Origin of the sequence: Lentzea xinjiangensis (genome assembly GCF_900110955.1) — a bacterium.
Taxonomy (GTDB): Bacteria; Actinomycetota; Actinomycetes; order Mycobacteriales; family Pseudonocardiaceae; genus Lentzea; species Lentzea xinjiangensis.
In genome coordinates, this window is record NZ_FOFR01000015.1 from 123,841 (window position 1) to 149,735 (window position 25,895).

28 protein-coding genes are annotated in these 25,895 nt (G+C 66.4%); 4 read left to right on the forward strand and 24 right to left on the reverse strand.

Annotated elements, in window-relative coordinates; translation table 11 throughout:
* Positions 1-28: 28 nt before the first annotated feature.
* The 11 genes from BMW88_RS28060 to BMW88_RS44505 form a co-directional block, all read right to left on the reverse strand.
* The gene (locus BMW88_RS28060; protein WP_089955997.1) at positions 29-931 is read right to left on the reverse strand and encodes a MinD/ParA family ATP-binding protein; all 903 of its coding nucleotides are present in this window, start codon (positions 929-931) and stop codon (positions 29-31) included.
* Complete coding sequence (locus BMW88_RS28065; protein ID WP_089956001.1) at positions 931-1,641, reverse strand: hypothetical protein; 711 nt, start codon at positions 1,639-1,641, stop codon at positions 931-933. The genes BMW88_RS28060 and BMW88_RS28065 overlap by 1 nt, the downstream gene beginning before the upstream one ends.
* 126 nt (positions 1,642-1,767) lie before the next feature.
* A complete protein-coding gene (locus BMW88_RS43550) occupies positions 1,768-2,085 on the reverse strand; it encodes a hypothetical protein (RefSeq protein WP_245778108.1) in 318 nt (105 codons plus the stop codon).
* Between the two features lie 540 nt (positions 2,086-2,625).
* Positions 2,626-3,162 (reverse strand): hypothetical protein, encoded by a 537-nt coding sequence (locus BMW88_RS28075; protein WP_245778109.1) that lies wholly within the window; start codon positions 3,160-3,162, stop codon positions 2,626-2,628.
* A 156-nt stretch (positions 3,163-3,318) separates the two neighbouring features.
* Complete coding sequence (locus BMW88_RS42185; protein WP_177221399.1) at positions 3,319-3,963, reverse strand: prepilin peptidase; 645 nt, start codon at positions 3,961-3,963, stop codon at positions 3,319-3,321.
* Between the two features lie 560 nt (positions 3,964-4,523).
* Positions 4,524-5,366, reverse strand: coding sequence for an SDR family NAD(P)-dependent oxidoreductase (locus tag BMW88_RS28085; RefSeq protein WP_177221401.1), 843 nt, complete (start codon positions 5,364-5,366; stop codon positions 4,524-4,526).
* A gap of 29 nt (positions 5,367-5,395) precedes the next feature.
* On the reverse strand, positions 5,396-6,427 hold the full coding sequence (locus tag BMW88_RS28090) for a GAF domain-containing protein (protein ID WP_143116284.1): 1,032 nt from the start codon (positions 6,425-6,427) through the stop codon (positions 5,396-5,398).
* Between the two features lie 136 nt (positions 6,428-6,563).
* Positions 6,564-7,511: a DUF5753 domain-containing protein gene (locus BMW88_RS28095; RefSeq protein ID WP_342715250.1), complete on the reverse strand. Its 948-nt coding sequence runs from the start codon at positions 7,509-7,511 to the stop codon at positions 6,564-6,566.
* Entirely contained in the window at positions 7,444-8,160 is a 717-nt protein-coding gene (locus BMW88_RS28100) for a helix-turn-helix domain-containing protein (protein WP_089956012.1), read from the reverse strand. Before BMW88_RS28100 ends, BMW88_RS28095 begins: the two co-directional genes overlap by 68 nt.
* A gap of 3 nt (positions 8,161-8,163) precedes the next feature.
* Positions 8,164-8,439: a hypothetical protein gene (locus BMW88_RS28105; protein WP_089956014.1), complete on the reverse strand. Its 276-nt coding sequence runs from the start codon at positions 8,437-8,439 to the stop codon at positions 8,164-8,166.
* A complete protein-coding gene (locus tag BMW88_RS44505) occupies positions 8,436-8,930 on the reverse strand; it encodes an HC3 family zinc finger protein (protein ID WP_143116285.1) in 495 nt (164 codons plus the stop codon). The genes BMW88_RS28105 and BMW88_RS44505 overlap by 4 nt, the downstream gene beginning before the upstream one ends.
* Positions 8,931-8,988: 58 nt before the next feature.
* Between BMW88_RS44505 and BMW88_RS28110 the strand changes: the two genes are divergently transcribed.
* Together BMW88_RS28110 and BMW88_RS28115 are read left to right on the forward strand one after the other, a co-directional pair.
* The gene (locus tag BMW88_RS28110; RefSeq protein WP_143116286.1) at positions 8,989-10,182 is read left to right on the forward strand and encodes a helix-turn-helix domain-containing protein; all 1,194 of its coding nucleotides are present in this window, start codon (positions 8,989-8,991) and stop codon (positions 10,180-10,182) included.
* Positions 10,170-10,670: an NUDIX domain-containing protein gene (locus BMW88_RS28115; RefSeq protein WP_089956019.1), complete on the forward strand. Its 501-nt coding sequence runs from the start codon at positions 10,170-10,172 to the stop codon at positions 10,668-10,670. The genes BMW88_RS28110 and BMW88_RS28115 overlap by 13 nt, the downstream gene beginning before the upstream one ends.
* Before the next feature lie 54 nt (positions 10,671-10,724).
* Here the strand turns inward: BMW88_RS28115 and BMW88_RS28120 are convergent, their stop codons facing one another.
* From BMW88_RS28120 to BMW88_RS28135, 4 genes are all read right to left on the reverse strand, one after another.
* Positions 10,725-11,216, reverse strand: coding sequence for an NUDIX hydrolase (locus tag BMW88_RS28120; protein WP_089956021.1), 492 nt, complete (start codon positions 11,214-11,216; stop codon positions 10,725-10,727).
* Between the two features lie 61 nt (positions 11,217-11,277).
* The gene (locus BMW88_RS28125; RefSeq protein WP_089956024.1) at positions 11,278-12,120 is read right to left on the reverse strand and encodes an endonuclease/exonuclease/phosphatase family protein; all 843 of its coding nucleotides are present in this window, start codon (positions 12,118-12,120) and stop codon (positions 11,278-11,280) included.
* Positions 12,111-12,764 (reverse strand): dTMP kinase, encoded by a 654-nt coding sequence (gene tmk, locus BMW88_RS28130; protein WP_089956026.1) that lies wholly within the window; start codon positions 12,762-12,764, stop codon positions 12,111-12,113. The genes BMW88_RS28125 and tmk overlap by 10 nt, the downstream gene beginning before the upstream one ends.
* The gene (locus BMW88_RS28135; RefSeq protein WP_089956028.1) at positions 12,761-13,885 is read right to left on the reverse strand and encodes a radical SAM protein; all 1,125 of its coding nucleotides are present in this window, start codon (positions 13,883-13,885) and stop codon (positions 12,761-12,763) included. Before BMW88_RS28135 ends, tmk begins: the two co-directional genes overlap by 4 nt.
* 104 nt (positions 13,886-13,989) lie before the next feature.
* Between BMW88_RS28135 and BMW88_RS28140 the strand changes: the two genes are divergently transcribed.
* Entirely contained in the window at positions 13,990-15,174 is a 1,185-nt protein-coding gene (locus BMW88_RS28140) for a LysR family transcriptional regulator (protein ID WP_245778110.1), read from the forward strand.
* Between the two features lie 336 nt (positions 15,175-15,510).
* Positions 15,511-15,867 carry a hypothetical protein gene (locus tag BMW88_RS28150; RefSeq protein WP_245778111.1) on the forward strand — a complete coding sequence of 119 codons (357 nt, stop codon included), beginning with the start codon at positions 15,511-15,513 and terminating at the stop codon, positions 15,865-15,867.
* A 759-nt stretch (positions 15,868-16,626) separates the two neighbouring features.
* Here the strand turns inward: BMW88_RS28150 and cas2 are convergent.
* The 9 genes from cas2 to BMW88_RS28195 form a co-directional block, all read right to left on the reverse strand.
* Positions 16,627-16,917: a CRISPR-associated endonuclease Cas2 gene (gene cas2 / locus BMW88_RS28155; RefSeq protein ID WP_177221405.1), complete on the reverse strand. Its 291-nt coding sequence runs from the start codon at positions 16,915-16,917 to the stop codon at positions 16,627-16,629.
* A complete protein-coding gene (gene cas1c / locus BMW88_RS28160; RefSeq protein ID WP_177221406.1) occupies positions 16,917-17,933 on the reverse strand; it encodes a type I-C CRISPR-associated endonuclease Cas1c in 1,017 nt (338 codons plus the stop codon). The genes cas2 and cas1c overlap by 1 nt, the downstream gene beginning before the upstream one ends.
* Positions 17,926-18,567, reverse strand: coding sequence for a CRISPR-associated protein Cas4 (cas4, locus tag BMW88_RS28165; RefSeq protein ID WP_089956039.1), 642 nt, complete (start codon positions 18,565-18,567; stop codon positions 17,926-17,928). Before cas4 ends, cas1c begins: the two co-directional genes overlap by 8 nt.
* 11 nt (positions 18,568-18,578) lie before the next feature.
* On the reverse strand, positions 18,579-19,472 hold the full coding sequence (gene cas7c, locus BMW88_RS28170) for a type I-C CRISPR-associated protein Cas7/Csd2 (RefSeq protein ID WP_089956041.1): 894 nt from the start codon (positions 19,470-19,472) through the stop codon (positions 18,579-18,581).
* Positions 19,469-21,301: a type I-C CRISPR-associated protein Cas8c/Csd1 gene (gene cas8c, locus BMW88_RS28175; protein WP_089956044.1), complete on the reverse strand. Its 1,833-nt coding sequence runs from the start codon at positions 21,299-21,301 to the stop codon at positions 19,469-19,471. Before cas8c ends, cas7c begins: the two co-directional genes overlap by 4 nt.
* Positions 21,301-21,966: a type I-C CRISPR-associated protein Cas5c gene (gene cas5c, locus BMW88_RS28180; protein ID WP_245778112.1), complete on the reverse strand. Its 666-nt coding sequence runs from the start codon at positions 21,964-21,966 to the stop codon at positions 21,301-21,303. Before cas5c ends, cas8c begins: the two co-directional genes overlap by 1 nt.
* Positions 21,963-24,149: a CRISPR-associated helicase Cas3' gene (gene cas3, locus BMW88_RS28185; RefSeq protein ID WP_281249454.1), complete on the reverse strand. Its 2,187-nt coding sequence runs from the start codon at positions 24,147-24,149 to the stop codon at positions 21,963-21,965. Before cas3 ends, cas5c begins: the two co-directional genes overlap by 4 nt.
* Before the next feature lie 864 nt (positions 24,150-25,013).
* Positions 25,014-25,445 carry a class I SAM-dependent methyltransferase gene (locus tag BMW88_RS28190; protein WP_245778113.1) on the reverse strand — a complete coding sequence of 144 codons (432 nt, stop codon included), beginning with the start codon at positions 25,443-25,445 and terminating at the stop codon, positions 25,014-25,016.
* 177 nt (positions 25,446-25,622) lie between these two features.
* On the reverse strand, positions 25,623-25,895 hold a 273-nt coding region (locus BMW88_RS28195; RefSeq protein WP_177221408.1), incomplete at its 5' end, for a hypothetical protein.

Genomic DNA, 25,895 nt, shown 5'->3' on the forward strand with positions numbered 1-25,895 from the left:
GGCGCCGGGTACTGGTTGGTCGGGTACGTCACGATGCCTGCCCTCCCTGCTGGTCGCGGTGGTCGCTTGCGGGGTTCGGTGCGGCGCGGACACCGTTGGGCGAGACCGCGCCGGGTGGCACACCAGGAATCGAGCGCAGGAGCGGAACCTGCGTCACCGGCTGAGGGGGCCGGGGCTGTGTTCGGCTGGCCGGTGTGCGCTCGCGGGTGGCGAGTTCGGTGGCGACCCGGTGGGCGAAGCGGCCCAGCGCCGAATGTGCGGGGCCGCTGCGCCCCCAGCGCAGCTTGTTCGGCCGTCCGCAGAGCACGGCCGCGCCGTTAGGGTCGTCGGGCACGCGCCCGAGGGGCGGCACGCCGAGTTCGCGGGCGACCTCGGCGGTGGAGTAGCCCTCGCCGACCAGCAGCAGCACGGGGTTGGGGCTCCAGCGGCCGACCGTGTGCAGCCGGCGCGGCAGGTGCGCGAGGTCGTCGGCGTGAGCTCGCGAGAGCAGCACGATCGCGTCGGAGGCGCGCACGATCGGCAGCGCGGGCGAGCCGGGGTCCACACGTCCGCAGTCGACGATGACCACCGTGCCCGGCTGGTTGGCCGCCGCGCGCAGCACCCCGAGCCCGGTGGTCGGGTCCGGAGCCAAGGCCAACAGCGCCGCGCGGGCCTGGTCTGCATCGGATGGGGCGCAGATCACCGGCAGGCCGCCGGGAAGCTGCTGGATGTGCCGCCACACCAGGTCGTCGTCGCCGCCACGGCGCGCGGCGGCGGCCAGGCTCACCAGGCCCGGTGTCGAGGACAGCGAGAACCGCAGGCCTAGATCACCGCCGGAAGGATCGGCCTCGGCCACCAGGGCGCGTGCCGGTGCGGGCCAGCGGGCGGCCAAGGCGACGGCGAGCGTGGTGGCTCCAGGTGAGCCTTTCAGGGACAGGACCGAGATCAACATCAGCGACCTCCAGCGGAGAGCATCACGATCGACAACTGACCGGCCGGCGCCGCGGCGACCTGGCGGGCGGCGGTCTCGGACAGCTGCACCGAGACCACGGTGTTCTGGTCGTTGGCCGGGGTGGTCACGCTGATCACCACGGCAGGCCAGACCGTGCCGCCATCGGCGGGCGGACTGGTCGCGGTTCCGGCCTGACCGGGGACGAACACCACCGACACCCGCGCTCCCGGCCCGACTTCTGCGGGAAACTGGCCCGGTTTGAGCGCGAGAGCGGCGATGGCCTGCCCGTCCGTGGGCAGCGCGGCGCCGCCGACGGCGTCCGGCGTCAGCAGCGCCCCGGCCGTCAAGCTGGTGGCCATCGGCCTGCCGACCACGGTGGCGGCCTGGTCCGCGCCGACGACGGCGACGCCGGGGTCGACCGCGACGTTGACCTGCCGCAGGTCCTGTGTGGTCAGCACGTGCCCAACCGGCACGCCGCGGGCCAGCGCGAGCACGGCTTGCCGATCTCCGGAGTTCAGCGAGATCAGCACGAAGCCGCCCACACAGGCCAGGATGAGTAGCACGCCGAGAAGCAGGTACGGAACGCTGCGGCGACGCCCTGTGGTGCGCAACCGCGAGGCGGAAAGCTTCTTGCCGTCGTTGACCCAGGGACCGTTGGCCATGCTCGCGGCTCGGTCGGTATCGGGCCGGATCGTGGTTTCGGTGCTCACGCCGGTACCTCCAAAAGGCATGCGGGTAGTGCGCCGCGTCGCCTGAGGGTTGTCAGCGAGCGGAACAGGTGGTCATCGCTTTGTGGGCTATGCGGAGATGCCTCGCCAGGAGGCAGTTGGCGCTGGTCAGCCGCCGCCGTTGTTGAGCGCCTGCGATTCCGCCACGCGGAAGGTCGCGGTGCCCGTTGTGGTCATGTCCGGGAACGTCCCGCCCTGCCCCGCACCGGACCAGGTCACCGTCCAGTACACGGTCGCCGTCACCGAGTACGCCAGCCCCGGCTGGCTCGCCGACGATCGGCGGTAGACGTGGCCGCAATCCGGCGACGGCGCCTTGGGATCCGTACCTGCCTTGTACGGCGTTCCGGCACCCGCGCAGGTGACGGTGGAGCCGTCGCCCATCGTCCAGATCACAGAAGTCGGCTTCGCGACCGCTGTCACCGACACGCCGGGAACCGAGGCGGTTGCCGAAGACTGTGACCACCCACCGGACAACCACAACCAAGTCGGCAACTGCACCAGCTGCACGCTGGACGGGCTGGCGGCGATGGACGGTGCGGGCAGTCGTAGCTGCCTACGTGCTATCTGAGCGAGCTGTTCCGGACTTACCGCAGGCGGTTGCGCGCCGGCTGGAATCCACACAGGGCCGTGGGAGTCGGGATCCTTGCCGTCGGGACTGCACAAGACCATGAACCAGCCGCCGGGCTCCTGGGGAGGCGCGCTCGGCGCGGCGTAGTCCACCGGCACGTGTCGGCAGCCGAAGTCACTTCCTGAGGGGTCAGTACCGTTGTTCGCGCCGGGTTGTGAGTGGTGTGGGTTGGTTGCCGGCCGGTTGGGCCGGTTTCCGGCAACGACGTTGCAGGCGGGTGAGGGAGCTTGGCCGCAAGTTGTGCCGCCCCAACCGTTGTCAGCGCGGACTGGCGCAGGCAGGCACGACAGAGCTGTGCTCAGCCCGGCCGCCGTGGCGATGAGAAGGCACCGCATGGCTCAACACGACCCTACGTCGTGCACGCCGTAGTCAGACACCTTCCACGATCCATCTGCCTGTTTCTCGACAATGGAATTGATCAGCTGCCGACCGCCCGGCCTGTCATCAGCCAAGGCTCCGTTGTCCTTGCGGTACTTCAGCCAGTTCGTCGAGTCGCCGCAGTCGGTGATGACGATCTTCTTCGGATCTTCCGCTGGTTCCATTGTGGACACTGACGGATTGAGGACCGGTTCGCCCTTGGTGATGATGCCTCTGTAGTTATCTCCATACAGACTCTGGGAGAGCTTGTTCAACGCGGTGCCCGTCGCGTGACGGCCCAGGTTGGCGGATTGCCAATCTGAGGTCCTCCCGGCAGCAGCGAAGTCGCGCCACATCTGCCGGTATGCGTTGATGGCCTTGTCGCGCGCCGTGTCGGTCAGAGCAATTGCGGAGGGCGATGACGGGGGTGTGTGAGTGCTGGTCGTACGTGTGACCGGCACGCTCTCACATGCACTGGTCATGACGACTGCGCCAGCAGTAGCCAGGAAGATCTTCATGAGCTTCACCGCGGCCTCCAGACCGAGAACATGAACGGTGGTGCCGAGGCAGACCCCGGAGGGCGAGCGGCAAGAACGCGTGACGCAGCGCCGCCAGTACCCGTGGGAATGACCTTGTCTCCTTCACTGAACAGCTGACACATCAGACGGCCTTCCTCACATCAACAGGATTGCGCAAACACACGCGAAGATGAGCGCCGGCCCGAAGGGGATCACCATTCCGCGCCGGTGGGCCCTCCTCACGCGCAGCACGCCGAACGTGACTGCACCAAGAGCAAGCGCCAGACAGAGTCCGACGATCACGTGCCTCCAGCTGAACCAGCCGAGGAAGAACGCGACCGTGGCCGACAGCGTGACGTCGCCAGCACCCCATCCGCCGTAGGACACCAACGCCATCGTCAGCGAGAACGCGAATACAGCCGCGAGCGCAACGACAGCTTGCAGCAAACGTCCGGCACCGTCCGGCAGGACGAGCGCAGCTGCGCTGAACTGCATCACACCACCGGTGAGCAGCACACCGACCAGGACCTGCGGAAGCCGGTGAGAAGCCCAGTCGATCAAGGAAAGCAGCAAGCCCATGATCACAAGCCATGACACTGCGCCCGCTACCGCAGGCTGTCGCTCTGCCACTTTCACCAGTGAGATGCCCAATAGCCCACTTGCCGCGAACGCCACCTTCCACTCGGCCGGAAGGATCCGGTTCCATATCAGCGGCTCGCGCAACGCCACACAAGCGCCGGCAGCGTTGACAACAGGGCCCGCAACGACACCGAGAAGGCCGTAGGTCAGCCAGAGCGACATCACTACTCCCTGATGAGTACTGAAGTTGAACCCGATGCGAGCGGTGAAGATCGCGGTCCGACCAGATGGCTTCTGCGTGCTTGGATTTGGGATTGACGGAACGGGTTGAGCGGCCCGTTGTCGTGTCCAAGCTCTGGACTGCTTGAGCCTGCCGTCCTCTATCCGCAGGTGGGGCTGATCTAGAAGTGCCGCGAACCCAGGGGCCGGTCCATGATCGAGGAGCTGGCGAGAACCACCAGTGAACCCGAGGCCACGCAAAGGCAGGAGCAGGACAGGAATGTGAACATCACGCTCTCCCACAGGTGCGCGCTCGAGAGGCAAGCGTGACCGGACGACACAGGGCGTCGTGATGTCATTGCGGGTGATGTCATTGCGGGTGACAGGAGGTCGCCGAGACATGTGGATCCCCGATCGCGTCCGAAGCCAGCCTGAGGCTGCCTCACCATTGCGTTCAGGGATCAGCTCGATAGCGACAAAGCCAACCCAATCGGAACTAGGCCGATTGGAGCATCGTAAGCGGTGACGTGAGTCACGTCAACCGCTGACAGCAGCCAAGATCATCACTTCGCGGATCGCCTTCGCCTGCGCCTCAGCAGGCGCCCTACAGCCGGCATCAGGTCCTGGTAGTGACCACCGACAAGGCGTGCGAGCACAGCCACCAAACGCGCGTCCGTCCCGACGAAGACGCGAGCGAGCCGCCGCTCCGCTCCTCTAAGGACAATCGACGCCGCCTCCTCCGGGTCAGTGCGCGCGACGCGGTTCTCGAAGCCGCGGATCACGGCGTCACGGTTCTCCCCCACCGCGAAGAGCCCGTTACGCACGATCGACGTTCGAACTCCTCCAGGGAACACGCACGTCACCGATACTCCGCTGCGAGCAGCCGCGAGCTCTTGGCGCAACGACTCACTGAAGCCGCGAACGGCGAACTTCGACGAGTTGTAAGCGGTGTACTTCGGCATTGAGACCAAGCCGAAAGCGCTCGAGAACGTCACGATCCGACCGTCCGCCGCGTTGGCGAGGTACGGAAGATGCGCCTTGACGGTGTGCATGAGTCCCCGCCAGTTCACGGCCATGACACGTTCGATGTCCGCGACGTCCGAGTCGAGCAGGCTGCCGCGATGGATGATCCCGGCAGCCGCGAACACGGAGTCGATGCCACCCAGCTCGGAGTTGGCCACGACCGCGGCAGCCTGCACCGCCTCCCAGTCGGTCACATCGACCACTTGTCTCAACACTCGAGCTCCGAGGGTCTCGCAGCTAAAGGTCACTTCCTCCAGAGCGCTGGCATCTCGATCGAGCAGTGACAGTCGAGCCCCACGCCGCGCGAGCTCAACCGCCAAGGCACGCCCAATCCCCGCCCCAGCGCCGGTGATCACTGCGACCTTGGCTTCGAAGCAGCTCAAGAACCAGTTCCTTCCACGCGGTCGACAACTCAGTCGACCTTCCCACCTTCAGGGGCGGTCAGGGTGACGAGTGCGGCGGTGGTGTGCTGATCAAGCGCCATGAGTGCAGCGGAGACGGAAACCTTCATCCAGCCCCCGTCCTCCGAGCGGAGCCGCAAGACACCCTCGGCACGTCCGCGCGACGCAAGGTCGTTGGACAGGCCCACCGCGCTGCGCAGGTCGTCCCGATGAATAGCGGGACGATGTGGCGCATCGAGGGTCCAGGCGACACCCGGCATGGGGTCGTCGAGCCACTTCAGCAACCGCATCGTGCGGAGGTCGACGATTGCACGCCAACGCCCAGGCGTCGCTTCGGCCGCGAGTACCTGTTGCGCGAGAAGGACCGGAATGGGCGGGGGCGCGGCCGGCACGCTGTCCGCCGGCCCGATGTCGTGCGTGATCCCCCGAACAATGAGCTCCACCCGGCCGTTGGGCGCCTCCACCTCAACGCAGCGGCACGCGAAGTGGACCGCACGCCGAACACCGTCGTCCCGGTTCACAGTCCACGTGGCCAGGTGCTCTGCACCCGCCTTCGCGTTGACGATGAGCGCCAGCGCCTTGGCCTCGTCCGAATTCGTCTGAAGCCGCTGGTAGGCGAAGAGCTCGGCCAGGTCATGCTCGTTGCGCCACCGGTCAGGCCGTGTCCCGTACAGCTGCAGCAGGTCGTCAGACCTGCTGCTGACGTGCCGGGTGAGGTTGATGTGCCAAGCGCCTGCGGGGTCACGTGCCGGCGGGTCTTCGTCGAGCGGTCCAACCCACACGTGGGCACCGTGGACCAAGCCGCCGTACGCGAGAAGCGGGTGCGCCATGACGCGGCGTTTGCCGGTGGTTGTTCGAGCTTCGATCGCCGCCCGCCCCTCGACCACGCGAGCGACCACGCCCAGCACATCTGGCAGAAAGGGGCCGCGTCCGAGAACAGATCGAATGGAAACCATGTTCTTCGGGTGGCTCCCGACCGCAAGCACGGTCGGCTCCCGACGAACGCCACCGAACGTCTCGACCAACAACCAGTCAGTTGCCACCGCCGTCCCCCCGGTCGAAGATTGCCCTGCTCAGCAGGCTATCTCCGCCGAGGCGGATGCGCTTGGAGCTTCTCCAAGGCTCTACGGAAGCGACACTTATCTCACCCAGTCGAGTGAACACTCGTTGGGCGGTACTTTAAGCCTCCAGCTCCTCGTGCAAACGCGCGAGCAATGCTTTGGATTCGGTTGCATCCAGGCTGGTCTCGTCGAGCAAGCCGATGATGCTGTCGTAACCCGCGATCGCCTCCTTACCCTCGACGAAGAGGCTGGAGTTGTCGGTCTCCACCCACACCAGCGGGGCGTAATTCTCGAAGGTCAGCGACGTGAAGGGTCCTGACAGTCCCGCATGCGCCCCGAGAGCCGTAGGAACAACTCGAACGTCGATGTTCGACCAACTTGCCATGAGGAGCAGGTGGAACAGTTGGCCGGCATGCACCTCCGCGCCACCGACCTTCAGGTGCAGCGCGGACTCGTGGAGGTAGAAGGTGCACTCCACGCGATTCCGCCAAAGCTCATCCTGCATGGCGAGTTGCGCCTGCACCCGGTCCTGCAGTTCATCAGTTGGCACCGTCGGAGACGCACTCAACACCGCGGACATGTAGTCGACAGTCTGGAGAAGCAGCGGAACCATGTGCGTCTGCCAGCCAACCAGCACCTTCGCGATTTTCAGGTTCTCGATGGCCGTTCGCGGCAGGATCGGCGAGCACCTGCCGTGCTCCTGCCACCAGCCCTTCTGATCGATCACCGGGTACAACGACAAGAGGTGACGCTGCTCGGCGGGGCTCACTCGGCACAGTCCGAGCAGCAGGGCGACTTCCAGCAGAGTCGCTCCGCCCCGCCCGTTGATGACGTTCGACAGCTTTGACTCGTGCCAGTCCAGCATCTCCGCGATCACACGCGCGGATAGTCCAGTCGCTTCGACAGCCGATCGAATCCCAGTACCGAGTTCGCGGCCGCGCGCGGTGGAATCCCTCTTCGGCATACCCTTACCCTCCTTGCACTGAGTGAGCGACTGGTCAGGCGACCTGCGTCCTGCGAGACCTCGTTCGCTGCAGCTCCGCTTTCGTCCTGCGAGCGAACGCATGAGCCAGAACAGCTCTCAGAACTGGATCGGCAACCCTCAACGAGTGGACTCGCGGGTCCACTTTGGAGTGATAAGCCGCGTGCACCACAAGATCGCTGGGGTCAGCGTCGTAAGCCTGAGCCAGCTCGGCGACGGTGATCAGGGTCGGCACGCCGTCTCCATGCTCGTACCTGCACAACGCCTCTGACGTCACCGATCTGACCTTCATCGCGACGTCTTCGAGACTCCAGCCGAGTTCGTTGCGGGCAGCACGCAGCGCTTTGCCAAGCGCCACCTCATACGGTTGCCGCTCCGGGTAGAGCCCAAGAGCTCGATCGACGTCAAGGCCACGTTCTGCTGTCAACTCTCTGAGAACGTCGTCATCTACGAGCTGCACTTTCAGGCGGGCACGGTCGGCCTTCTCGACCGGAAGATGGAAGAAGTCACTGGCGGGGAACACTTCCTGGTCCGTTCTGCGGCTCAGCACACCAGCCTTCACGAAACGGCGGAGCTGGTTGATCACGTCTTGCCCGTCGAGTTGTGCCAGCTCCAGGACCCGCGCCAGCTCCAACTCAGCGCCGACGCACTCGAGCATGACTGTCAGCACCACGCCTGCTTTTCGTTCCCACGTGAGGCGGCCGTCTGCCGACACCTTGTCGATCAACTTCATGATTCACCTCGAGGTCCAGGCGAGACGGACAGTCAGCAGCATCTGGCACGTTCGCGGCCAGGAAAGCCATCGGAACCGGCGGCACCTTGAACAACGCCCGTCCGCGTTCTGTCGATGCATTTCCACAAGGGCCAGCAACGATGCCGTCATGCGCGGAACGTCGTGCCGCCCCATCCAGAGGACCGAGTCCTCGTTGCCTTCGTTGGCGATCCTGTTGAGCTGCTCCAGTTCACGAACGAGCTCATCGCGCAGCGCTGCTTCGAGAACGCCGTTCGTCATGGCCGCGCTCCGCGAGCTCCGCCGGGCGCGGGCAGCTGAGGGCGCTTGGACCGTCCCGTCTTCTCGCGCCATCTGCTGTCGCACGCCGCACATTCCGGCCACAACCAGTCCGGGTACTTCGGCGGCTCGACGTTCGGAACGATCAGTTCGTCGCCGCACAGTGACTCGATCTGGGCGCCCGGCAGCACGGGGCGCCGAGGAACCGCATGACGCGCTCCGAGATACGGGAACCACCGAAATGGCTCCGGCGGCGTGAGACCGCTCAGATTCATCGGCACGCCTGCGGCCACGTGCGCTGTCACGGTCATGATCCCTCCCCTCCTGATGCGAACCTGTGGGCCAGGTCGACTAAACGAGGAGAGCGGCGCCCATGACCACGTCACAGACGCAACGCAGACGCCACACATGTGCAACACATGACCCGCTGAACAGGAAAAACAGCGACTGACCCGATCGGGTGAAAACACAAACCTTCTATCCAGAATCGCCATTCGTCGAATTTCGCGCGATAGGCTGACGATGATCAGCTGATACTTTCCGGGGGCACCAGTGGCCAGGTGGCGAAGCGCGTTCGCACTGCACCGCGAAGCCAAGGGCTTCACTCAGGAAGGACTCGCACGAGAGCTGGGAGTTGACCGGGTCACGGTCGGCCGCTGGGATCGGCTCGAGAACCCACCGGACCCGTTCATCCAGCCCCGGCTCGCCGCCGTCCTGGAAGTCACCTCCGCAGAACTGATCCAGCTTCTCCACCCAGCTCAGAAGCGGCCTTCGGCTCTTGCGGTTCCTCAGAAAGCTCGACGGTCGGGAGACGACGTCGTACAACGCATCCAGGGCGCCGCGCTGGCATTTCAAGAAACGGATCGACGCCTGGGTGGCGGCGTGCTGCTCCCGTCCGTTGAGCTGTACCTGAGCCAAGAGATCGCCCCGTACCTGCTCGACGCGCATGGCGGCGGCGCGGTGGCGGAAATTTTCTCGGCAGCAGCATCCATGACGGAGATCGCAGGCTGGATGACGCACGACAGCGGGCAGAACTCGCGTGCTCGCGCGTACTTCGAGCGCGCATTCCGTTTGGCCGTCGCCGCCGAGAACAACGCGCTGGCTGGCAACGTGTGCGCATCCATGTCGCATCTCGCCCTCGAGCTGCGCCAGCACACCGATGCACTGCGGATTGCGACTACGGGAATCACCAAGACGAGCCAGGCGGACGGCACTCTCCGACTCACCGCACGCCTGCACACGATGCGCGCCAGGGCGCTCGCGCTCACCGGCGAGAACCAGGCCTGTGCTCAGTCGCTCGACACCGCGGAGTCACTGCTCGACCGCGCGGCGAGCGAGAAGCCGGCTGATTGGATCGCCAATTTCGACGAGGCGTCTCTCGCCAGTGAGGCAGCCCAGTGCTTCCTCGACTTGGCCGAATATGCTGAGGCCGAGCAGCGCGCGGCCGCCGCGATCCGACTCCGCTCTGGCGACCGTGTTCGCAGCAGGGCGTTCGGCCAACTCACGATGGCGAACATTCTGATCGGCGCTGGACGGCTGGACGAAGCCGCCTCGTTCGGCAACGAGGTCTGCAAGGTGACGTCCTCGCTCAGCTCGACCCGTGTCCTTGATCAGCTGAACGATCTGGGGCGTACCTTGGCGTCGGCGCGCAGCGTGCCCGAGGTGGCTCATTTTCTGGCCACTCTGGGTGCGTTGAGCCATGTATCCGACGCTCAGGAAGGTCAAACTGCGACGTGGCCGGTCTGAAGGATGACGACGCCCGGTTCGCCTATCTCGCCGAAGGCAACGCAAAGCAGGCGCGCAAGCGGGTCGCCGCGGATGTTCTCCTCCGGGACCAGCGCGGGCACATCGTGTTGGTGAATCCGACTTACAAGGAGCACTGGGACCTGCCGGGCGGCATGGCCGAGAACAACGAGGCTCCACGCGCCGCGGCTGTGCGGGAGGTCGGCGAGGAGCTGGGCCTGTCCATCGAGCCGGGCCGGGTGCTCGTGCTGGACTGGATCGGCGCGCACGGTCCGTGGGACGACCAACTGCTCTTCATCTTCGACGGCGGCGTCTTGTCAGATGGCGACGCTGAACAGCTCGCTCCGCGCGATCCGGAGATCAGCGAGGTCGCTTTGGTACCGCTCCAGAAGGCACGTCAGCTACTGCGCGCCGACATGGCGGAACGGGTCGAACGTGCCTTTCAGGCGCTCGCCCGCAACACCACCGACTATGCAGAGGGTCCGTGGTGAAAGCCGCCTGGCTTCTTCATCAGCCAGGCCATACCGGACTCCATCCGAGAGCGATCAGCCGTTCAGGCTGATGGGCGTAGCGCTGAAGACACCGGTGAGGAGATCGTCAAACAGCGCCGGGAGCTGAGCCGGGAGCAGCTTGTCCGTGCACTGGCGGAGTTCGGCTGCCGACCACCAGCGCCGTTCGATCAGCCCGGCCTTTTCGTTCTCGGTTGGCTTGGGCGCGACCGTCGGCGCGGTGTCGGTGATGCGGCCGAGGAAGACGTGGTCCTCGCGGTGGTGGTCGCGGCCCTTGTAGTGGAAGCGAGATTCACGGATCCACAGCTTGCGTCCCAAGGACGGGATGACGATTCCCGTCTCCTCCGCTACCTCACGCAGTGCGGCGTCCTCCGGCTTTTCGCCCTCGTCGAGACCGCCACCGGGTAGCTCCCACCAGTGGTGGCCGCGGTCGTGCGGGTCGCAGGCGTGGATGAGCAGCACGCGGTTGCTGGCATCGAGCAGCAGCACTCGAGCACCGATGCGTGGAGTGGTGGCGGTGGTGGACATCCGGCGGGTGTTCCTCGCGGTCGGCTGACTGGGCGGCAGCCTGCGCAGGTCGTACCGGAGTTCAGAACAGGGTTGGCTCCGGCTCGTTGAGCGCGTCGACCGCCTTGGCGGGGTCAGACGTTAGCAGCGTCTGCTTCGCGCCCAGCGCCAGCGTGACGGCGAGTCCCGAATGATCCGTCAGACGGGACCCGTCGGCTGTGTTTTCTCTGGTCTCGTGGATGTATTCGCATCTCACAAGTTTCCGGGTGAGCGCGTGCGAGCCGTGGGCGTGGTCGTACCGGTATCCCAGTTCCGGGCGGCGTGCCCAGCTGTGCTCGACCTGGTCGGGGTGTAGGTACCGGAAGAGGTCGGCGAGGCCGTGCCGTTCGGTTAGGCCGGTGTAGAAGTCGTACTCGAACTGGGCGAACTGGCCGCGGTGAGGTGGCTGGTGGTTGGGTTCGAGCACGTTGAGGTCACCGAGCAGGAGCACCGGAGCGTTCGAGCTGGTGGTGTCGAGAGCTTTGTGGAACTGCTCGATCCAGGTCTTCTTGCGCTCGGTCTTCTCGAAGGTGGCATCGCGGGACGGCACGTACGCGCCCACGATTCGCAGCGGTCCGTCGTCGGTGTCGATGACGATGCCGGCCGCGCGCGCGGGCAAATAGTCCAGGGCGGCACCGAGTGGGTCCAGCGTGGTGGCGAGCTTGCTGACGATCATCACGCCGAGCTCGCCGGGTTCATGTGCGGGAAAGGTGACCGAGTATCCGCAGGCCTGGAAGGTCCTGGCCAGGAACTCGCTGCCGGCGGTGGCTTTGGTCTCGGTCAGGACCAGGACCTCTTCCGGACGGGCGGCGAGCCATCGCAGTTGGCGCTGCGCGCGCTCGATCGAAGGGGCGCCGACGTTGACGGTGAGCAGGTTCAGCGGCATACCGCGTTCTTCTCCTCGAGCACTCGGTGGATCAGCGACACGATCCTGGCAGCGATGGCGGCTGCGTCGTCGGTGGTGCAGTCCAGCGTTTCCACCAGCCACCCCTTGGCCTGCAGGTCCACGACGGCGTGGACGTAGAGCCCGGACTCCATGTCGCTGTTGTCATCAGCGCGTTCGAAGCGGCTGTGCCCGCCGCGTGTCCGGAGCCGGTGGTCGATCACGGCGGGGTCGCCGTTGAGGATGACAGAGAGGTCCGGCCGGTAGGCACCGTGGTTGAGCTGCCACACCGTCTCCGCGGAGAGACCATCGAGCCCTTGCAGGACGAGCGAAGAGGCGACGTAACGGTCGCAGATCACGACCTTGCCGTCGCGCAGCGCGGGTTTGATCTCGGTGTCGAGCTGGTGGTGCCGGTCGGCTGCGCACAAGCACGCCAGGGCCATGCCCCGATAGGTGTCGGTGCCATGTCGGGCGAGCTCGCCCAGGGGCGCACGTGATGGCTGGGCTGTAGCGTGCACCGGCACGCCTATCGCCGCCAATGCGTCGGTGACCAGCTTTGCGGCGGTGGACTTGCCGACGCCGCCAGGGCCGTCGAGGGTGATCAGCGTGCCGGGCAGACGTCGTGGCTCGTCGAAGGAGGCGGTCATACCGGCATCAACGGCAGCAACCGGCGTTCTCCCACGACCTCGTTCGAAGTGATGGTCGGGCACTGCTCGGCGTCGACATCGCCAACCCGGCCGCCGGCCGCGACCACGGCGGCCGGGCAGCCCTTACCGCAGCCGGCGTTCATCGAGCACGAGTCGCAGGTGCTGTTGGCGCCGACGTGATAGCGGTCGTGGAACCGGTAGCCGTCCAGGCGTTGTGCGATGTCCGGGTCGGTGAAGATGTTCCCGACGATGAACTCGCTGTCGGCATGCTGAGACGCCGGTGTTCTCGCGGCGAATACGAGGTATGGGCACACGGTGACCTCGCCCGGGGTGAACACATAGATGATCGTCCCCGCTTCGCAACCGGACAGCGGCTTTCCGGCGGAGTTGGGAAAGCGGATGTGCGCGATGTCGAGATCCGGCCCGTCGAACGGCGCGGTGAGCGTGTGGATCTCTTGCATGTGCAAGGTGGTCTTCGCGAGCCGGCTTTGTGACTTGACTCCGCGTCCCATGCTGCCCAGCGGGTTGAGAAGCACGTAGCGCGCCCCGTTCTCCCGCGCGAACTGGCACAGCTCAACGTACTCCTCGTTCTGTGCCAGCGAGTTCGGTGTGCAAAGCAAGCCTTGCAGGATGCCGGCTGCGCCGAGTTTCTTCACGGTGGCGACGGTGAGGTCGAAGCTGTCCCGGTCGCCGCGGAACTTGCCGTGCGAGTCCGCGGCGAACCCGTCGAGCGATACGTTGCAGTGCACCCCGAGGCCAGCGAGTTCGGTGATCTGCTGATCGTTCAAGGTGGTGGCGTTGGTGCAGATTCCGACGTCCATCCCGGCTTGGCGGAAGGCGTGCACGACGGCCATGAAGTCGGGATGGATCGTGGGCTCGCCGCCGGTGAGCGTGACCCGCTGAACGCGCGCTTCGCTCAGCTGTGGGACCACCTTGCCGACAATCTCTGTGAGTGGCATCTGTTTGCCGACGCGGGTCGCGGATACGAAGCAGTGCGCGCAGCGCAGGTTGCAATCCTCGTTGATCTGCACGAGGGCTTTCCGATGCGGGCTGTTCACTGTGGTCCGGAAGTAGCAGGACGTGGCGAACGCCTCGTCGGTGATGCTGCGAGCAGCGGTCATCGTGAACCTCCCATCCGCGGCAGTCGCGTCGCGATGCCGTCGGTGATTGAGAGCTGAATCAAGCCCTCAAGTAGATGTTCGGATGAACACTAGCTCGGCTTTAGATGTTCGAGTGGACATCTTTGGGACAGTTCCAGTACAACTGCGATCAGCGACAACTCAGCTGTCTGTACGGACAACAAGCACGTCAAAGCGGTTCCAGCCATAGACAACAGACCAAGGAGGCGATGGTGCCCGACATCAAAGATGAGGTCGATGCGGAGGGACTGCTGGCTACCCTGCTGGGCTGCCCACCGGAGATGCTCGACGTCAGCCTCGACCAGCTCCGGACCCTCGCTGTCGTGCACACCACCGGCACAGCACAGCGCGCAGCACGCGTTCTGGGCCGCGAACAGTCCAGCGTCCAGAAGCAGCTCGACAACCTGAACCGCGCCGCGACGCGACTGGTTGGCGAGGCGCTGGTGCTCAAACAGGGGCGCGGCAAGGACTTCCTGTTCACGCCGTCCGGCGAAGAGGTCGTCGCATTGGCGATTCAGACCTTGTCCTCGTGGACCGAAAGCCTGAACCGCAGCCGGCGCCGGCTCGGGTCCACAGTCACCTTCGGCACCACCGAGTTCACCGTCGAGTTCCTCGGTGCCGTGTGGCCCAGCCTGCGCGAGGACTTCGAACGCCGGGATATCCACCTCAACATCGAACACGTCCGCACGCGTGACCTCTGGCGGAAGCTGGACGCCAAGAAAGTCGACATGGTGTGCGGCAGTCTCGCAGCACAGCCCGGACGGCCTCCGGAACTCGAGTACGACTTCCTGGAGTGGCACCGCGAGCGCGTCGCCCTGCTCACCAACCTCAGCACTCGCGAACTGCCCGACACACCGGTGACTTCCGCCAAGCTCCCCAGTCTCCCCTTGCTCGCACCAACCGCCGGCCTGCTCGCCCAGTTCCTCGGCCGCTGGTACGGCCCCGACTACCGCGGCACGCTCGACGTCATCGCCGACATCGACTCCCTCAACTACGGCCTCAACCTGCTCAACACCAAGCTCCTGCACGGATGCATGCTCACCACCGAACGAGTCGCCGACGCGGTGCTCGAAGGACGCCTGCCCGGTCGCGGCCTACGCAAGATCGACCTCGCAGACGACTTCGACCCCGCGCTGGAAATCGTCACCGGCATCTTCGCCCGCCGAGGCGAGCGGGAGCGCTACGCCGCCGATCATCCCCTCAACCTGCTGTGGGAAGCGTTCGCGGTAGCGTCCCCGGCGAAAGCGTTCCCTGTCACTCTTCCAGGCTGATCTCAACCGCCACACACGTCTAACCGAACGTATGTGCGAACGCGATGATAGGTTCTCGCGTCATGGATCGGCAGCTTCTCGAACCGTCCCCAATGGACGGCAAGCTCACGTACAGGTACGACTCGACCGGCCATCAGGTCGCCCTCTTGCCGGCGAGGTGCAAGCTCGGACGGCACACCCTCGGCCACTCCCAGTTCCGCGCCGTTGTCCAAGACGGCGAGGCCACCATCAGCTGCCTGGCCTGCGCTACCGACGGCGCCGATCACTTCTGGCGGCTGACCGCCACGAGCCCCGCTCCTGCTCGCGCGGAACTTTCCGAGGAGCTCTACTTCGATCTTGCCCTCCAACGCGCACAACGAGCTGTCGCTCCGGCAGGCCGCCATGACGCTCCATAGTCCGTTCACCAAGTGGGACGGCGATGACGTGCATGGCAGGAGAGCCGTGCTCACCGGCGTCTCGGTCAGCCTCGACCGGTTGTTCCCTCGGAGGCCTGGCGCCGAGCGACACGTCATCGCGACCGGTCTCGATCTGACCGGCGAGGTGCGGGGACGAGTTCATGGCCGCTTTCCCAGCCTTGAAGGCGATTGGCTCGGCGTCGTCAACTACGAGATCAGCTACGCCGACGGTCGCCGAGCGCAACTTCATTTGGTCGACCAACTGGTTCCATTCCACGTATTGCGACCGCGGGAGTAGATCGTTCCGGGTCGCACAGTCAAGCCATTACCACCTGGCGTGGGGCGCGCAAACGCCCAGCGCTGCGGTGATGTGTCAGCGAGAAGGTCGAACTCCTGCTCGGTGTTGCGATCCTCGCTGCGCGCAGACGCCCAGCGCTGCACGTCCCTGCCGTACTCCGAGGCGAACGCGTCGACGTTGCGATCCTCGCTGGGCGCGGACGCCCAGCGCTGCGCAGACTCTCTCCGAGCGATCGACGCGATCCTCAGAGAGTTGCGATCCTCGCTGGGCGCGCGGACGCCCAGCGCTGCCCGCCGAGCGCCTGGCGCGCGATGCCAAGCCGGAGAAGTTGCGATCCTCGCTGGGCGCGGACGCCCAGCGCTGCCGTCAACCCGCGGGGCCGGTCGAAGGCGCCGCTCAAGTTGCGATCCTCGCTGGGCGCGGACGCCCAGCGCTGCGCCACCACCTCGACCATCTCGGCGACACCGCGGGTCTTGGTTGCGATCCTCGCTGGGCGCGGACGCCCAGCGCTGCTCGACGACGCCTGGGACAGCGCGCACCACAAGCGCGTTGCGATCCTCGCTGGGCGCGGACGCCCAGCGCTGCCCTGGATGACCAGGGAAAATCATCGTATCTACGCCTTCGAGTGAGGGCACGTGCTCGATGTGGACACGACACGCCACCTTCACGCTTCGGAACCTCCCGGCGTGTCGCACAACGCCTGTGGTTCCTAACCACAGCTGTGCCACTCTGCCTCATCCCACGGACACTCGGGCGCGGTCAGATGATCAAGGGACCCTCATGCGGAGGAGTCGCGGCGGCGCCGAGATGGCGGGCAGCGGCGAAGGTGCCGCGGTCGAGCTGATAGATGCGAATGGAGTCGGCGCTGGTGTCGATGATGCTGGTCAGGTCGGCTTCGAGTTGGAGTCGTTGTGCCGGGTTGCAAACGATTTCGAACACCGATTTCTGCACGCGATGCCCTCTGCCCTCGCACACCTTGGCGACCTGCCGGAGGCGTCGTTGGCCCTCGGGAGTGGTCGTCTCGACGTCGTAGGTGATCAGCAGTTCCATCAGGCGACCGTCCATGGCAGGTAGTCGTTGATGGATCCGCGTAGATGCCGGGCGAGCAGCCTGGCTTGGGTCAGCGGGAGCAACGCCGCGGGCACGGTCCGGCCGAGCCCGGTGTGCGGCCATTCTCGCTCACGCGCTGCGGACCACTGTTCCAGCATGAACTTGCGTCCTTCGTCGGTGAGCTGGACTGCACCTGTAGGCAAGGTCTGCGTGTACCGCGGCAGGACCTGTTTGCGGTTGACCAGTGTGAGGATCAGACGATCGACCAGCAGTGGCCTGAACTCCTCCATCATGTCCAGTGCCAAGGCCGGCTTTCCGGAGCGCACACCGTGCAGGAAGCCCAGGTACGGATCGAGGCCGACCTGCTCGAGCGCGCCGTGTACCGCCACGCGCAGCATGCCGTAGCCGGAGGAGAGCAGGCAGTTGACCGGGTCACGCGGCGGACGCCGAGTGCGTCCGGTCGCGATCCCGGGTGCGAGCAGGTCGATGCCCTGGAAGTAGTCGCGGGCGGCGCGTCCTTCGATGCCCAGCACTGTGTCCATGGTGCTCGCGGCGGCCAGGTCGGTGAGTGCGTCCGCATGCCGGTCTGCGAGCACGCGCAGGTCGGCTTGACGCTCGCCGGTCGCGTCGCGGGCCACGCGCAGGAGCAGTTGGCGATAATTGTGAAGCTTGCCGGCCACGAAGGCGCGGGCGACGCCGAGGCGGCGCTGCGGGTCGTCGTAGCAGCGGTACTGCGCCAAGCGCAGCATCGGATTGCCTGTCTGCGGACCGTGTGCGCGGGCCAGGAACTTGCCATTGCGGGTCAGCCAGGTGACAGATCGGCCGTCCGCGGCACAGCGGTGGATCAGGTCGCCGGAGACGTCCACACCGTTCCAGGCGACGACGTGATCGAGGCGCACGAGCGGGATCAGGTGCCGCCCCGGCCGGTCCGGGTGCGCGATGCGCACCGTGTCACCGTCCAGGTGCAGACTCGTTCCCGCGGTGGTGACGTACAGAGTGCGCAGCAGTTCAGTCATCCCACTCCCAGGTGGTTTCGGCACGTGGTTCGAACAGCGATGACGCCGCGTGGACGGGAACGTCGGGAAGGCAGCCGGGACGCAGCGAGCAACGGCGGCACCGCGTGCTGTACACCGGCGGCGGTAGCTCGCCCGACTCCAGCAGCTCGCGCACGGCGCTGACCTTGCTCCGCACGAGGTCGGCCAGGCCGTCGTCCACCACGACGACATGGCGGCGGCGGTCGCGGCCGGCGAACACCACGCCCGCCGGGACCTCGGCATCGAACATTTCGCGCAAGCACAGCACCTGTGCGGCGACTTGAACGTCAGCGGGACCGCCGGCCCGGTACGTCCCGGACTTGTGCTCGACCGGTGTGGGGCCGCCGGCACCGAACTCGACCACGTCGCAAACGCCGTGCATGCCGAGTTCGGTGCTCCACACCGGGAGTGATCGCCAGACCGGGTGCCCGCGCCGATCCTGGCCTGATCCGCCGCGGTCGACCGCGGCATGCGCGAGGTCGCCGCGCACGGTGTCGACGGTGGAGTCGAAGTACGCCTCAACGTGGATCAGCGCCGCTTGACGCGGGCAGTAGGCGTAGTGCTCCAACGCCGAGATCGGCACGCTGCGCGGGCCGTGCAGCGAGTCGTCGATCACTTCCGTTCCGCCTAGCTGATCAGTTTGGTCATGGTCACGCCGGCGGGAAGATCCGTCTCGTTCACCGTGACGTTGTAGTCGGTGAAGGCGCGGGGCGGTGTGTCGGTGCCGGGTTCGCGTCGGGTGATGGTGACGCGTTCGGTGAGTCGATGTGCTGGTGCGGCGCCGAAGGCGTCGGGGTGGCTGAAGACGTAGAGACCGCGGGGGGTGAGGGTGCCGCGGGTGGCGGAGCGGTCGTGGTCGAACATCATCTCAAGAGTGCGGTAGAGCAGCTCGAGGTCGGTGGAGTCCACGCCGGTGGCGTGGCCGCGGGCGGCGGAGTAGTAGAGCTCGGCCTTGTACAGACCGTAGGGGACGGTCCACTTGCCGCCCATCTCGGTGGTCTCGCCCTTGTCGATATCCTCCTGTTTGGTCTGGGTGACGCGGGTGATGGCGTGGTCTGCGGGGTAGACGGGGTCGATGCTGCGGGCCATGCTCAGCTGCAGCGGGCCGCGGACCTGGCCGAGTGCCTGGGTTTTACCGACCGATAGCACGGCGCCGAACAGGCGGATGTCGACGTAGCGGTCGCACAGCCACGCACGGGCCCGGTCCGCGTCGTCTTTGGTGATTTTGGTGCCGATCTTGAGTCCGGTCTCGGCGTAGGACTGTTCGAGGCGGGGATTCAGGGCGTGGCCGGCCTGCACGAAAATGCCGTAACGGGGGTTGTCGGCGGCGGCCAGGGCCAGGGTGTCGCGGATCTTGCGCTTGAGTGCGACATCGGTGACCAGGCCCTGCCCGCTCTCGTCGTCGGTGCGGGGACGGTTGCCCGCGTCCGGGTCACCGTTGGGGTTGCCGTCGGTGACGTCGAAGAGGAACACCATGTCGTGGCGGACGGACGGGTCGAGATGGGGGTGGACGCTGGTCATGCGTTGATCTCCTGGTCGAACTCGGCGGTGACGGGCTCGGTGGCCGGGGCCTCGGGGGCGGACAACTCCGGGGTGGACGTCTCGGTGGTGGTGGCGCGTGCGGCGGCGCGGTCGCGCAGGACGGCGAAGCGGTGGGCGCGCTGGTGGTGGTAGCCGAGCAGGAACAAGGCCTGCTGGGCGGGTGTGGTGCGGTGCGGGATGCCGTCGGCGGCATCGAACAGCCCGTAAAGGGTGGTGAGCTCGCGGCTGTGATTGACCGCGGCTCCCTTGCGCGCGCCGCGGAACTTGCGCAGCCAGGCATCGGCGAGCTTGCTGCCGGCGAGCAGGGCTGCGCGGGGATTGGTGATGGCGCCAGCGAGGTAGCGGTTGGCGTAGGTGGTGTTGATCTTGCCGTCGAAGGCGTCGTACTGCAGCGCGTCCAAGGCGGCGAACACGCGGCCGGCGACGTAGGCGGGGTTGGTGTTGGACTCGTCCAGTCCGGGCATCGGTGTCTCCGTGGTCAGGTGCGAGCGCAGCAGCATTAGCCGCAGCAACGCCGCGCGGGGTGTGTCCAAGCGCCCGTCGGTGCGGACACGGTTGAGCAGGTGGATCAGCAACGACGGAGGCAGCGTCGTCTTACGCAGCGCGGCGTTGAGCAGGTCGCGTTGCGCGGCATGGGGGTGTGCTGAACCTTTGGCGCCGATGAAGGCATAGCGGCGTTCGGTGCGCTGCCAGCGTCCGGTGACACGAACGAGCCGCTGCAGCGGCTGCCGCGCGGTCTCGTCCGGGTGCAGAGTGGCGATGTCGAGGTCGGCGAACCACTCCCCCACATTCTTTTCCACTGTGGACAGTGGCATCTCCAGCCAGTCGCGGACCACGACGCGGGCGACGTTGCCGCCCACGGTGAGCGCGCAGAACTTGTTCGTGTCCTTGATCTCGGGAGCGGTCTTGCCGTTGTGAATCGAGAAGATCAGCGCAGTGACCTGGCCGGGGTCGGCGTCGAGGATGAGCTTCATCGGGTTGCGTTTCGTGGGTTCGGTGGTCCACCAGGCCAGGCGGCTGTCCTGTCCGTTGTAGGAGGTGGTGTTGGCCGAGTCGAGCACACGCACTAGGCCGGCGGAGACGCCTTCGCCGCAGGGGATGCAGATCGGTGAGCAGGTCAGCTGGGAGGTCAGGTCGTAGCCGAAGACGCGTTCGTTGACGCTGACCAGCGCGGCGTCGTTGCTGGCGCCGGGCACGAGCCGCGCCGGCACCTTGCCGGGCAACGTATCCAGCAGCGGCCTGGTCTTCCCGCACACCAGACACAGCCCGTGGTTGCCGCCGCCTTTGCGGCGGGTGACCTCCGCGGTCCAGAACTCGCTCACCGACTCGGCCCGGTAGGCGGCAGTGGGACCGACAGTGATCAGCACCCGCTGTTTGGCGGTGGCCTCGGGATCGCGGCGCACACGAGCGGCCTCACCGGAACGGTAGAACCGGTCCAGCGCCTGGGCGATCGGGTCGTTTTGTCCCGCAGGGCTCTGAGCCCACTGCCGGGTGAGCGCAACGAACGCGTCGTGGCACTGCGCGACCCGCGCGGGCTTGCTGTCCGGGTCGGCCCAACCGAGAACATACTGCACGTCATCGGCGGCCAGGTTGGGCGCCACACCGACCGTCCGCGTCACCGCCGGCACGAAATGCTCGGCGCCACGCAGCTTACCCGCGGCATCCGGAGCGAGCAAGGACTCCAGGCCGTCGCCGGCGAGGGTACCGTCGGGGTTAAGGCGCAGTTCCCAGTCGAATCGCAGCATCCGGTGGAAGGGTTTGGCCGCAGGGTCCTGCTCGGCCTGCTTGACCAGCCGGTGCAGCAGCATCAGACGCCCTCCCCCGCCGCGATGCCCTTCTCGGGCACGCTCAGCACACCGTCGACGAGCTTGGCTTCGAACCAGGTAAACGACGCCGGTGTGGTGGAGTGGTCGACCGAGTGCAGCATGAGACCGAACTCCTCACTGTGCTGCCAGACCGGCCGATCGTCGGGGTCGCTGAAGAACGCGGTGAACTCCCGCACCCCCAGATACGGCTGGGAGAAGCAGCTGCCACGGGTGACGCGGCGGCGGAACTGGTCGCGGTAGGCGGCTTCCGGCTTGTCCGCCTTCTTGTCGAGCTCGACGTGGGCGTGGATGCGGTAGGCGACATCGCGCAGGCACACCGCGTTGCGCTGCACCCGGTTCGCGACGGTGTCCAGGCGCCGACGCCCGGACACGGCATCGGCCAGCGAGGCAATATCGGTGGTCTCGTTACGGCGCTGGGTGAACTGCTTGATCGGCGCCAGCACCTCGATCGACACCACCCGCCACCGGAACTGCGGCTTCCAGTAGATCGACTCCAGCACCCCGACCGCGGCCGACGGGGTCATCACCGGGTAGGACACCCGCTCGACCTTCAACTCCGGCCGCGTAAACAACGCCGCGTCGCCCCACACCTGCACCGCCACCGGCGGCGCACCCGACCGCGAACGCGGCAACAGCTCTGTACTCACCACACCGTCTCCTTGGCGATTTCGCCCTCGTCCAGCCCGACCTGTGCGTCGTAGTCGCCGCACCACTCCCACAGCTCGTCGTGGCCGGCCACGACCGGCCGGCACAACGCCCGCACCTGTGCTGACGAGGCCACGCTGCGCGGCAGCGGCACCATGTAGCCGCGCAGCTCCCGCAACAGCGCGCCCGCAGACCGTTCCTCCGCCCGCAGCTCGCTCAGCAGCCCTGCGGCGTGGCCCTGCTTGCCCCAGGTCGTCACGATCACCGTGACCGGGTCCTCGTCGATCATGCGGAACGCCAGCTTCCGATCCCGAGCGGAACCGACCCCGGCCACGTGCGGACCATCGGCCACGGCCCGGAAGTCGAGCTCCTCGCGGTTGGCCTGGATCACCGCACCGCGGCGCGCCTCGTCGACGTTGAGGCCCGTGTACAGGCGCCGGTAGTACTCCTCCAGCGCCACCGGGTCATCCGGATCCCGGCCCTCACCGAACAACCCGCGGGTCTTGCCCACCCCGGCCCGGTAGAACTCCGGCACCGGCGCGTCCTCGGCGTCGAACACCACCACTCGCCCCTTGTCGGGGAGCTTGCCTTCGCGGTTGGCGCGTCCTGCGGCCTGCTGCAGCGACTCCGCCGGTGCCAGCGCCCGGAACACCACAGGGAAGTCCAGGTCCACGCCCGCCTCGACCAGCTGGGTGGACACCACCAGCACCGGCTTCTTGCCCTTGAGCAGCCTGCGAATGCGCGTGAGCGTCCGTTCGCGGTGCCGCGGGCACATCCGCGTGGACAGGTGCACCACCTCGGCGCCGGGGCGGCGCTGCGCCACCAGCCGGTACAGCGTTCGGGCGTGAGCGACGGTGTTCACGATCGCCAGCGCCTGACGCTCATCGCAGATCTGCGCCGCGATGTCGTCCAGCGTCGGCTGCGGATCGAGCTGCCACTCATACCGCACCCGCTTGAGCCGGGCGAAGAGCTCCACCGGGTCATCGACCAGCGGCTGGATGTCCAAGGACTTCCACACCGCCAGGTGCTCGAAGCTCGGCTGGGTCGCCGAGGCCAGCAGCACCGTTGTGCCGAAATGCCGCGACAACACCCGCAGCGCGTCCAGGATCGGCACCAGCAGCGGCACCGGCAGCGCCTGCACCTCGTCCAGTACAACCACGGCGTTCGCCAGCCGATGCAGCTTGCGTGACCGCGCCGGCTTGCGGCCGAACAACGAGTCGAACAGCTGCACCGTCGTGGTCACCACGAACGGGGCGTCCCAGTTCTCCGCAGCCAGCCGCAACCTGCGCTCATCCAGCTCCGCATTCGAATGGTGCTCCAGCACCATATCCGCACCCAGCAGCCGCCGGTACACGCCCGCGTTCTGCTCGGTGATCGTCGTGAACGGCACCGCCACGACCACCCGCGCCTTGCCATGCCGCGCCGCGTGATGCAACGCGAAACCCGCCGCCGTCATCGTCTTGCCCGACCCCGTCGGCGCCGGCAACCGATACACACCCGGCTCCCCCGACGCCCGGCGCACCACATCGTCGTACAGTGCCGCCCGCACATCGTCCACATCAGACCCACCGCGGCCACGCAGCAGCACAGCGCGGTTGGCCTCGAACCGCCGCACCAGCTTCGCCATGTCCGCAGGCGGCGCGACCCTGGGCTGCGCGAGTCCGTCGGCGTGGGCGCCAGTGTCGAGATGGTCGGCGTCGACCAGCGCCGAGAACACCAGCCGGATCCCCATCTCCCCCAGCAGCATGGACTCGCCCCACGCCTCGGGCAGCAACGACGGCCCTTCAGCCAGAGCTCGGGCTTCCGGAACCTCGTCGAAGAACCGCTTCAGTGTGTTGCCGTCGTCAGGCTTGAATGACAGGCCCGCCAGGTCTTGGACATGCTTCAAGCCACCGTGATGCCCGAGTACCGCCATCGCCGCGGCCAGCGCGCGGTCGCGCACCAGCACAGCGCCCAGGTTCTTGTGGTTGATATCCACCCGGTCACCGGTTGCACTCACCACGACCAGTTTGTTCTGCCACGCACAGGCCGCCTTGCCGGCATCGTGCACCAGACCCAGCGCTGCGGCGAGATCACCGGCACCAAACACGTCCGCGAACCTGCGGGCCAACCTCGACGTCGACCGGACATGGTCCGCCAAAGAATGCCAGCGTCCGGTGACCTTGCTGGGACTATGCGCCCACACAAGCAAAACCCCTTCACATCGCCCGTCCCCCGACGAACGACGCGACCATAAAGACCCACACCGACAAAAACCGGCCGTTTCTCATCAGCCCTCAGCATCTACACCCTAATGTACCAATATTCCAACCTGGAAAGAATGTGGTGCTCCGGGGATTGCCCCGGAGCACCACGCCGGTCATGACGTGGGCACGCCACACACGGTTGAGATCCTCGCCTCTTCTCAAGCAGGCGCTGGCGACGAGTCTACTGCTACAGTTCCGTGTCTGGCGAGCCCAGCAAGCCCACCTTGCAAGATCGCTTACTGTCGCTATGATGGCTCGCGCCACAGGGAGCCGAAGCCGCACGTAGAGCATGCGAGAAGAGCTTCATCCTAAGAGCGCTGATGTCGTCAATGCCGCGACCTGCGACTTCAGCCGCAGTTTCCAGGTGGTCGCCAGGCAGGTGCGCATGCTGACCGCTCTGTTGGAATTTGCTTCTACGGGCCCAGGAATCACCATCGTGGCCATAGCCGGATCTTCCATCGCACCGTGCTTGATCGCATGGCTTGTGCTCCGCAAGCCGCCGGCAGGTAAGGACATATCAGTGACCCTGTTCGGTCGGGCCTTCAAGATGGACGTGAAGGATTCGAAGACCGAGACAACCGAACATCCTGAAACTCGCCCCGGACCGAAGGCCTCGAGACCGAGACGACGAGCGAACAGACGGCGCCGATGACCTGCAGATCGCGACGGTTGGGCAGTCTAAGGCTGCGCCTTCACCAGCAATGCTCCTCGAAGTCCAAGCTGCGGCGGCGGGACGATCTCAGTGCTTGCGGTGATGAAGCCGCGAAGGCAAAGCTCTGCAACCCACTGCTGTCCTGAAAGATTCACTTCCTGATCACGTGGTCTTGAGCGGTGGCGGCGCCGGGTTCGTCGTTGTGGGAAAACACCAGCAGTCCGCCGGGGACGAGCCGTCGCAGGACGAGGGGCAGCAGGACGGCCGGGTCGGTGAACCAGGTCGCGCCGAAGATCGAGATGATGACGTCGAAGTCGGCGTCGGTCTCTGTCAGGAAGTCCACGACGTCGCACGTGACGAACTGCAGTTCGGGACCGCGGCCCCACCTCTGCTCGGCGGCCGCCTGGCGTGAGGGTGCGATGTCCACCCCGGTGCAGCGGGCGCCGAGCGTGGCGAGGTGGGCGAGGTTGCAGCCCGAGCCGGATCCCAGTTCCAGGACCTGCTTGCCGCGGAGGTCGCCAAGAATGGTCTCGTCGGGACCGTGGTCGGGGTGGTCGAGGGCATCAAGGCCAACACGCTGCACGGTGATGACCTCCAGGCTTCAGGACTCACGGCCGACGGTCACGGTATCGAACTGTTCGAGGAAACTCAGCGCTGCACGCCCGCCTGGCCGCCATCGGCCACCATGATCGAATGCTGAATCGCAGCAGGCACATACGCTCAGCTTCGGCCTGCCACAGCTGCGGACCAGCACCACGAATCACAGGCTGCAGTTCCACGCGAGCGCGAGCGCTCGGCGCTGCGACTGCGCCCAGGTCCGCAGCCCGCTGGACGACGTGTTGTGATCCTCGCCAAGCGCGAACGCTCGGCGCTGCTCCTTGTGCCCGGCCGGCAGCTCCAGCTTCTTGATGTTGCGATCCCCGCTGAGCGCGAACGCCCAGCGCTGCCACATGTCCCTGATCCGCCAGTTCGGCCCGGCCGGGTTGCGATCCTCGCTGAGCGCGGACGCCCAGCGCTGCTTGATCTCCGTGTA

Coding starts and splice junctions, on each gene's coding strand:
- BMW88_RS28075 (WP_245778109.1), bottom strand. CDS start 3,162: ATGAAGATCTTCCTGGCTACTGCTGGCGCAGTCGTCATGACCAGTGCA.
- BMW88_RS28060 (WP_089955997.1), bottom strand. CDS start 931: ATGTTGATCTCGGTCCTGTCCCTGAAAGGCTCACCTGGAGCCACCACG.
- BMW88_RS28120 (WP_089956021.1), bottom strand. CDS start 11,216: ATGTCCACCACCGCCACCACTCCACGCATCGGTGCTCGAGTGCTGCTG.
- BMW88_RS44505 (WP_143116285.1), bottom strand. CDS start 8,930: ATGGCGATTCTGGATAGAAGGTTTGTGTTTTCACCCGATCGGGTCAGT.
- BMW88_RS28095 (WP_342715250.1), bottom strand. CDS start 7,511: ATGCGTTCGCTCGCAGGACGAAAGCGGAGCTGCAGCGAACGAGGTCTC.
- cas2 (WP_177221405.1), bottom strand. CDS start 16,917: ATGGAACTGCTGATCACCTACGACGTCGAGACGACCACTCCCGAGGGC.
- cas7c (WP_089956041.1), bottom strand. CDS start 19,472: ATGACCAGCGTCCACCCCCATCTCGACCCGTCCGTCCGCCACGACATG.
- BMW88_RS42185 (WP_177221399.1), bottom strand. CDS start 3,963: ATGTCGCTCTGGCTGACCTACGGCCTTCTCGGTGTCGTTGCGGGCCCT.
- tmk (WP_089956026.1), bottom strand. CDS start 12,764: ATGACCGCCTCCTTCGACGAGCCACGACGTCTGCCCGGCACGCTGATC.
- BMW88_RS28100 (WP_089956012.1), bottom strand. CDS start 8,160: ATGAAGTTGATCGACAAGGTGTCGGCAGACGGCCGCCTCACGTGGGAA.
- cas8c (WP_089956044.1), bottom strand. CDS start 21,301: ATGCTGCTGCACCGGCTGGTCAAGCAGGCCGAGCAGGACCCTGCGGCC.
- BMW88_RS28140 (WP_245778110.1), top strand. CDS start 13,990: ATGTTCGAGTGGACATCTTTGGGACAGTTCCAGTACAACTGCGATCAG.
- BMW88_RS28135 (WP_089956028.1), bottom strand. CDS start 13,885: ATGACCGCTGCTCGCAGCATCACCGACGAGGCGTTCGCCACGTCCTGC.
- cas1c (WP_177221406.1), bottom strand. CDS start 17,933: ATGACTGAACTGCTGCGCACTCTGTACGTCACCACCGCGGGAACGAGT.
- BMW88_RS28105 (WP_089956014.1), bottom strand. CDS start 8,439: ATGACGAACGGCGTTCTCGAAGCAGCGCTGCGCGATGAGCTCGTTCGT.
- BMW88_RS28125 (WP_089956024.1), bottom strand. CDS start 12,120: ATGCCGCTGAACCTGCTCACCGTCAACGTCGGCGCCCCTTCGATCGAG.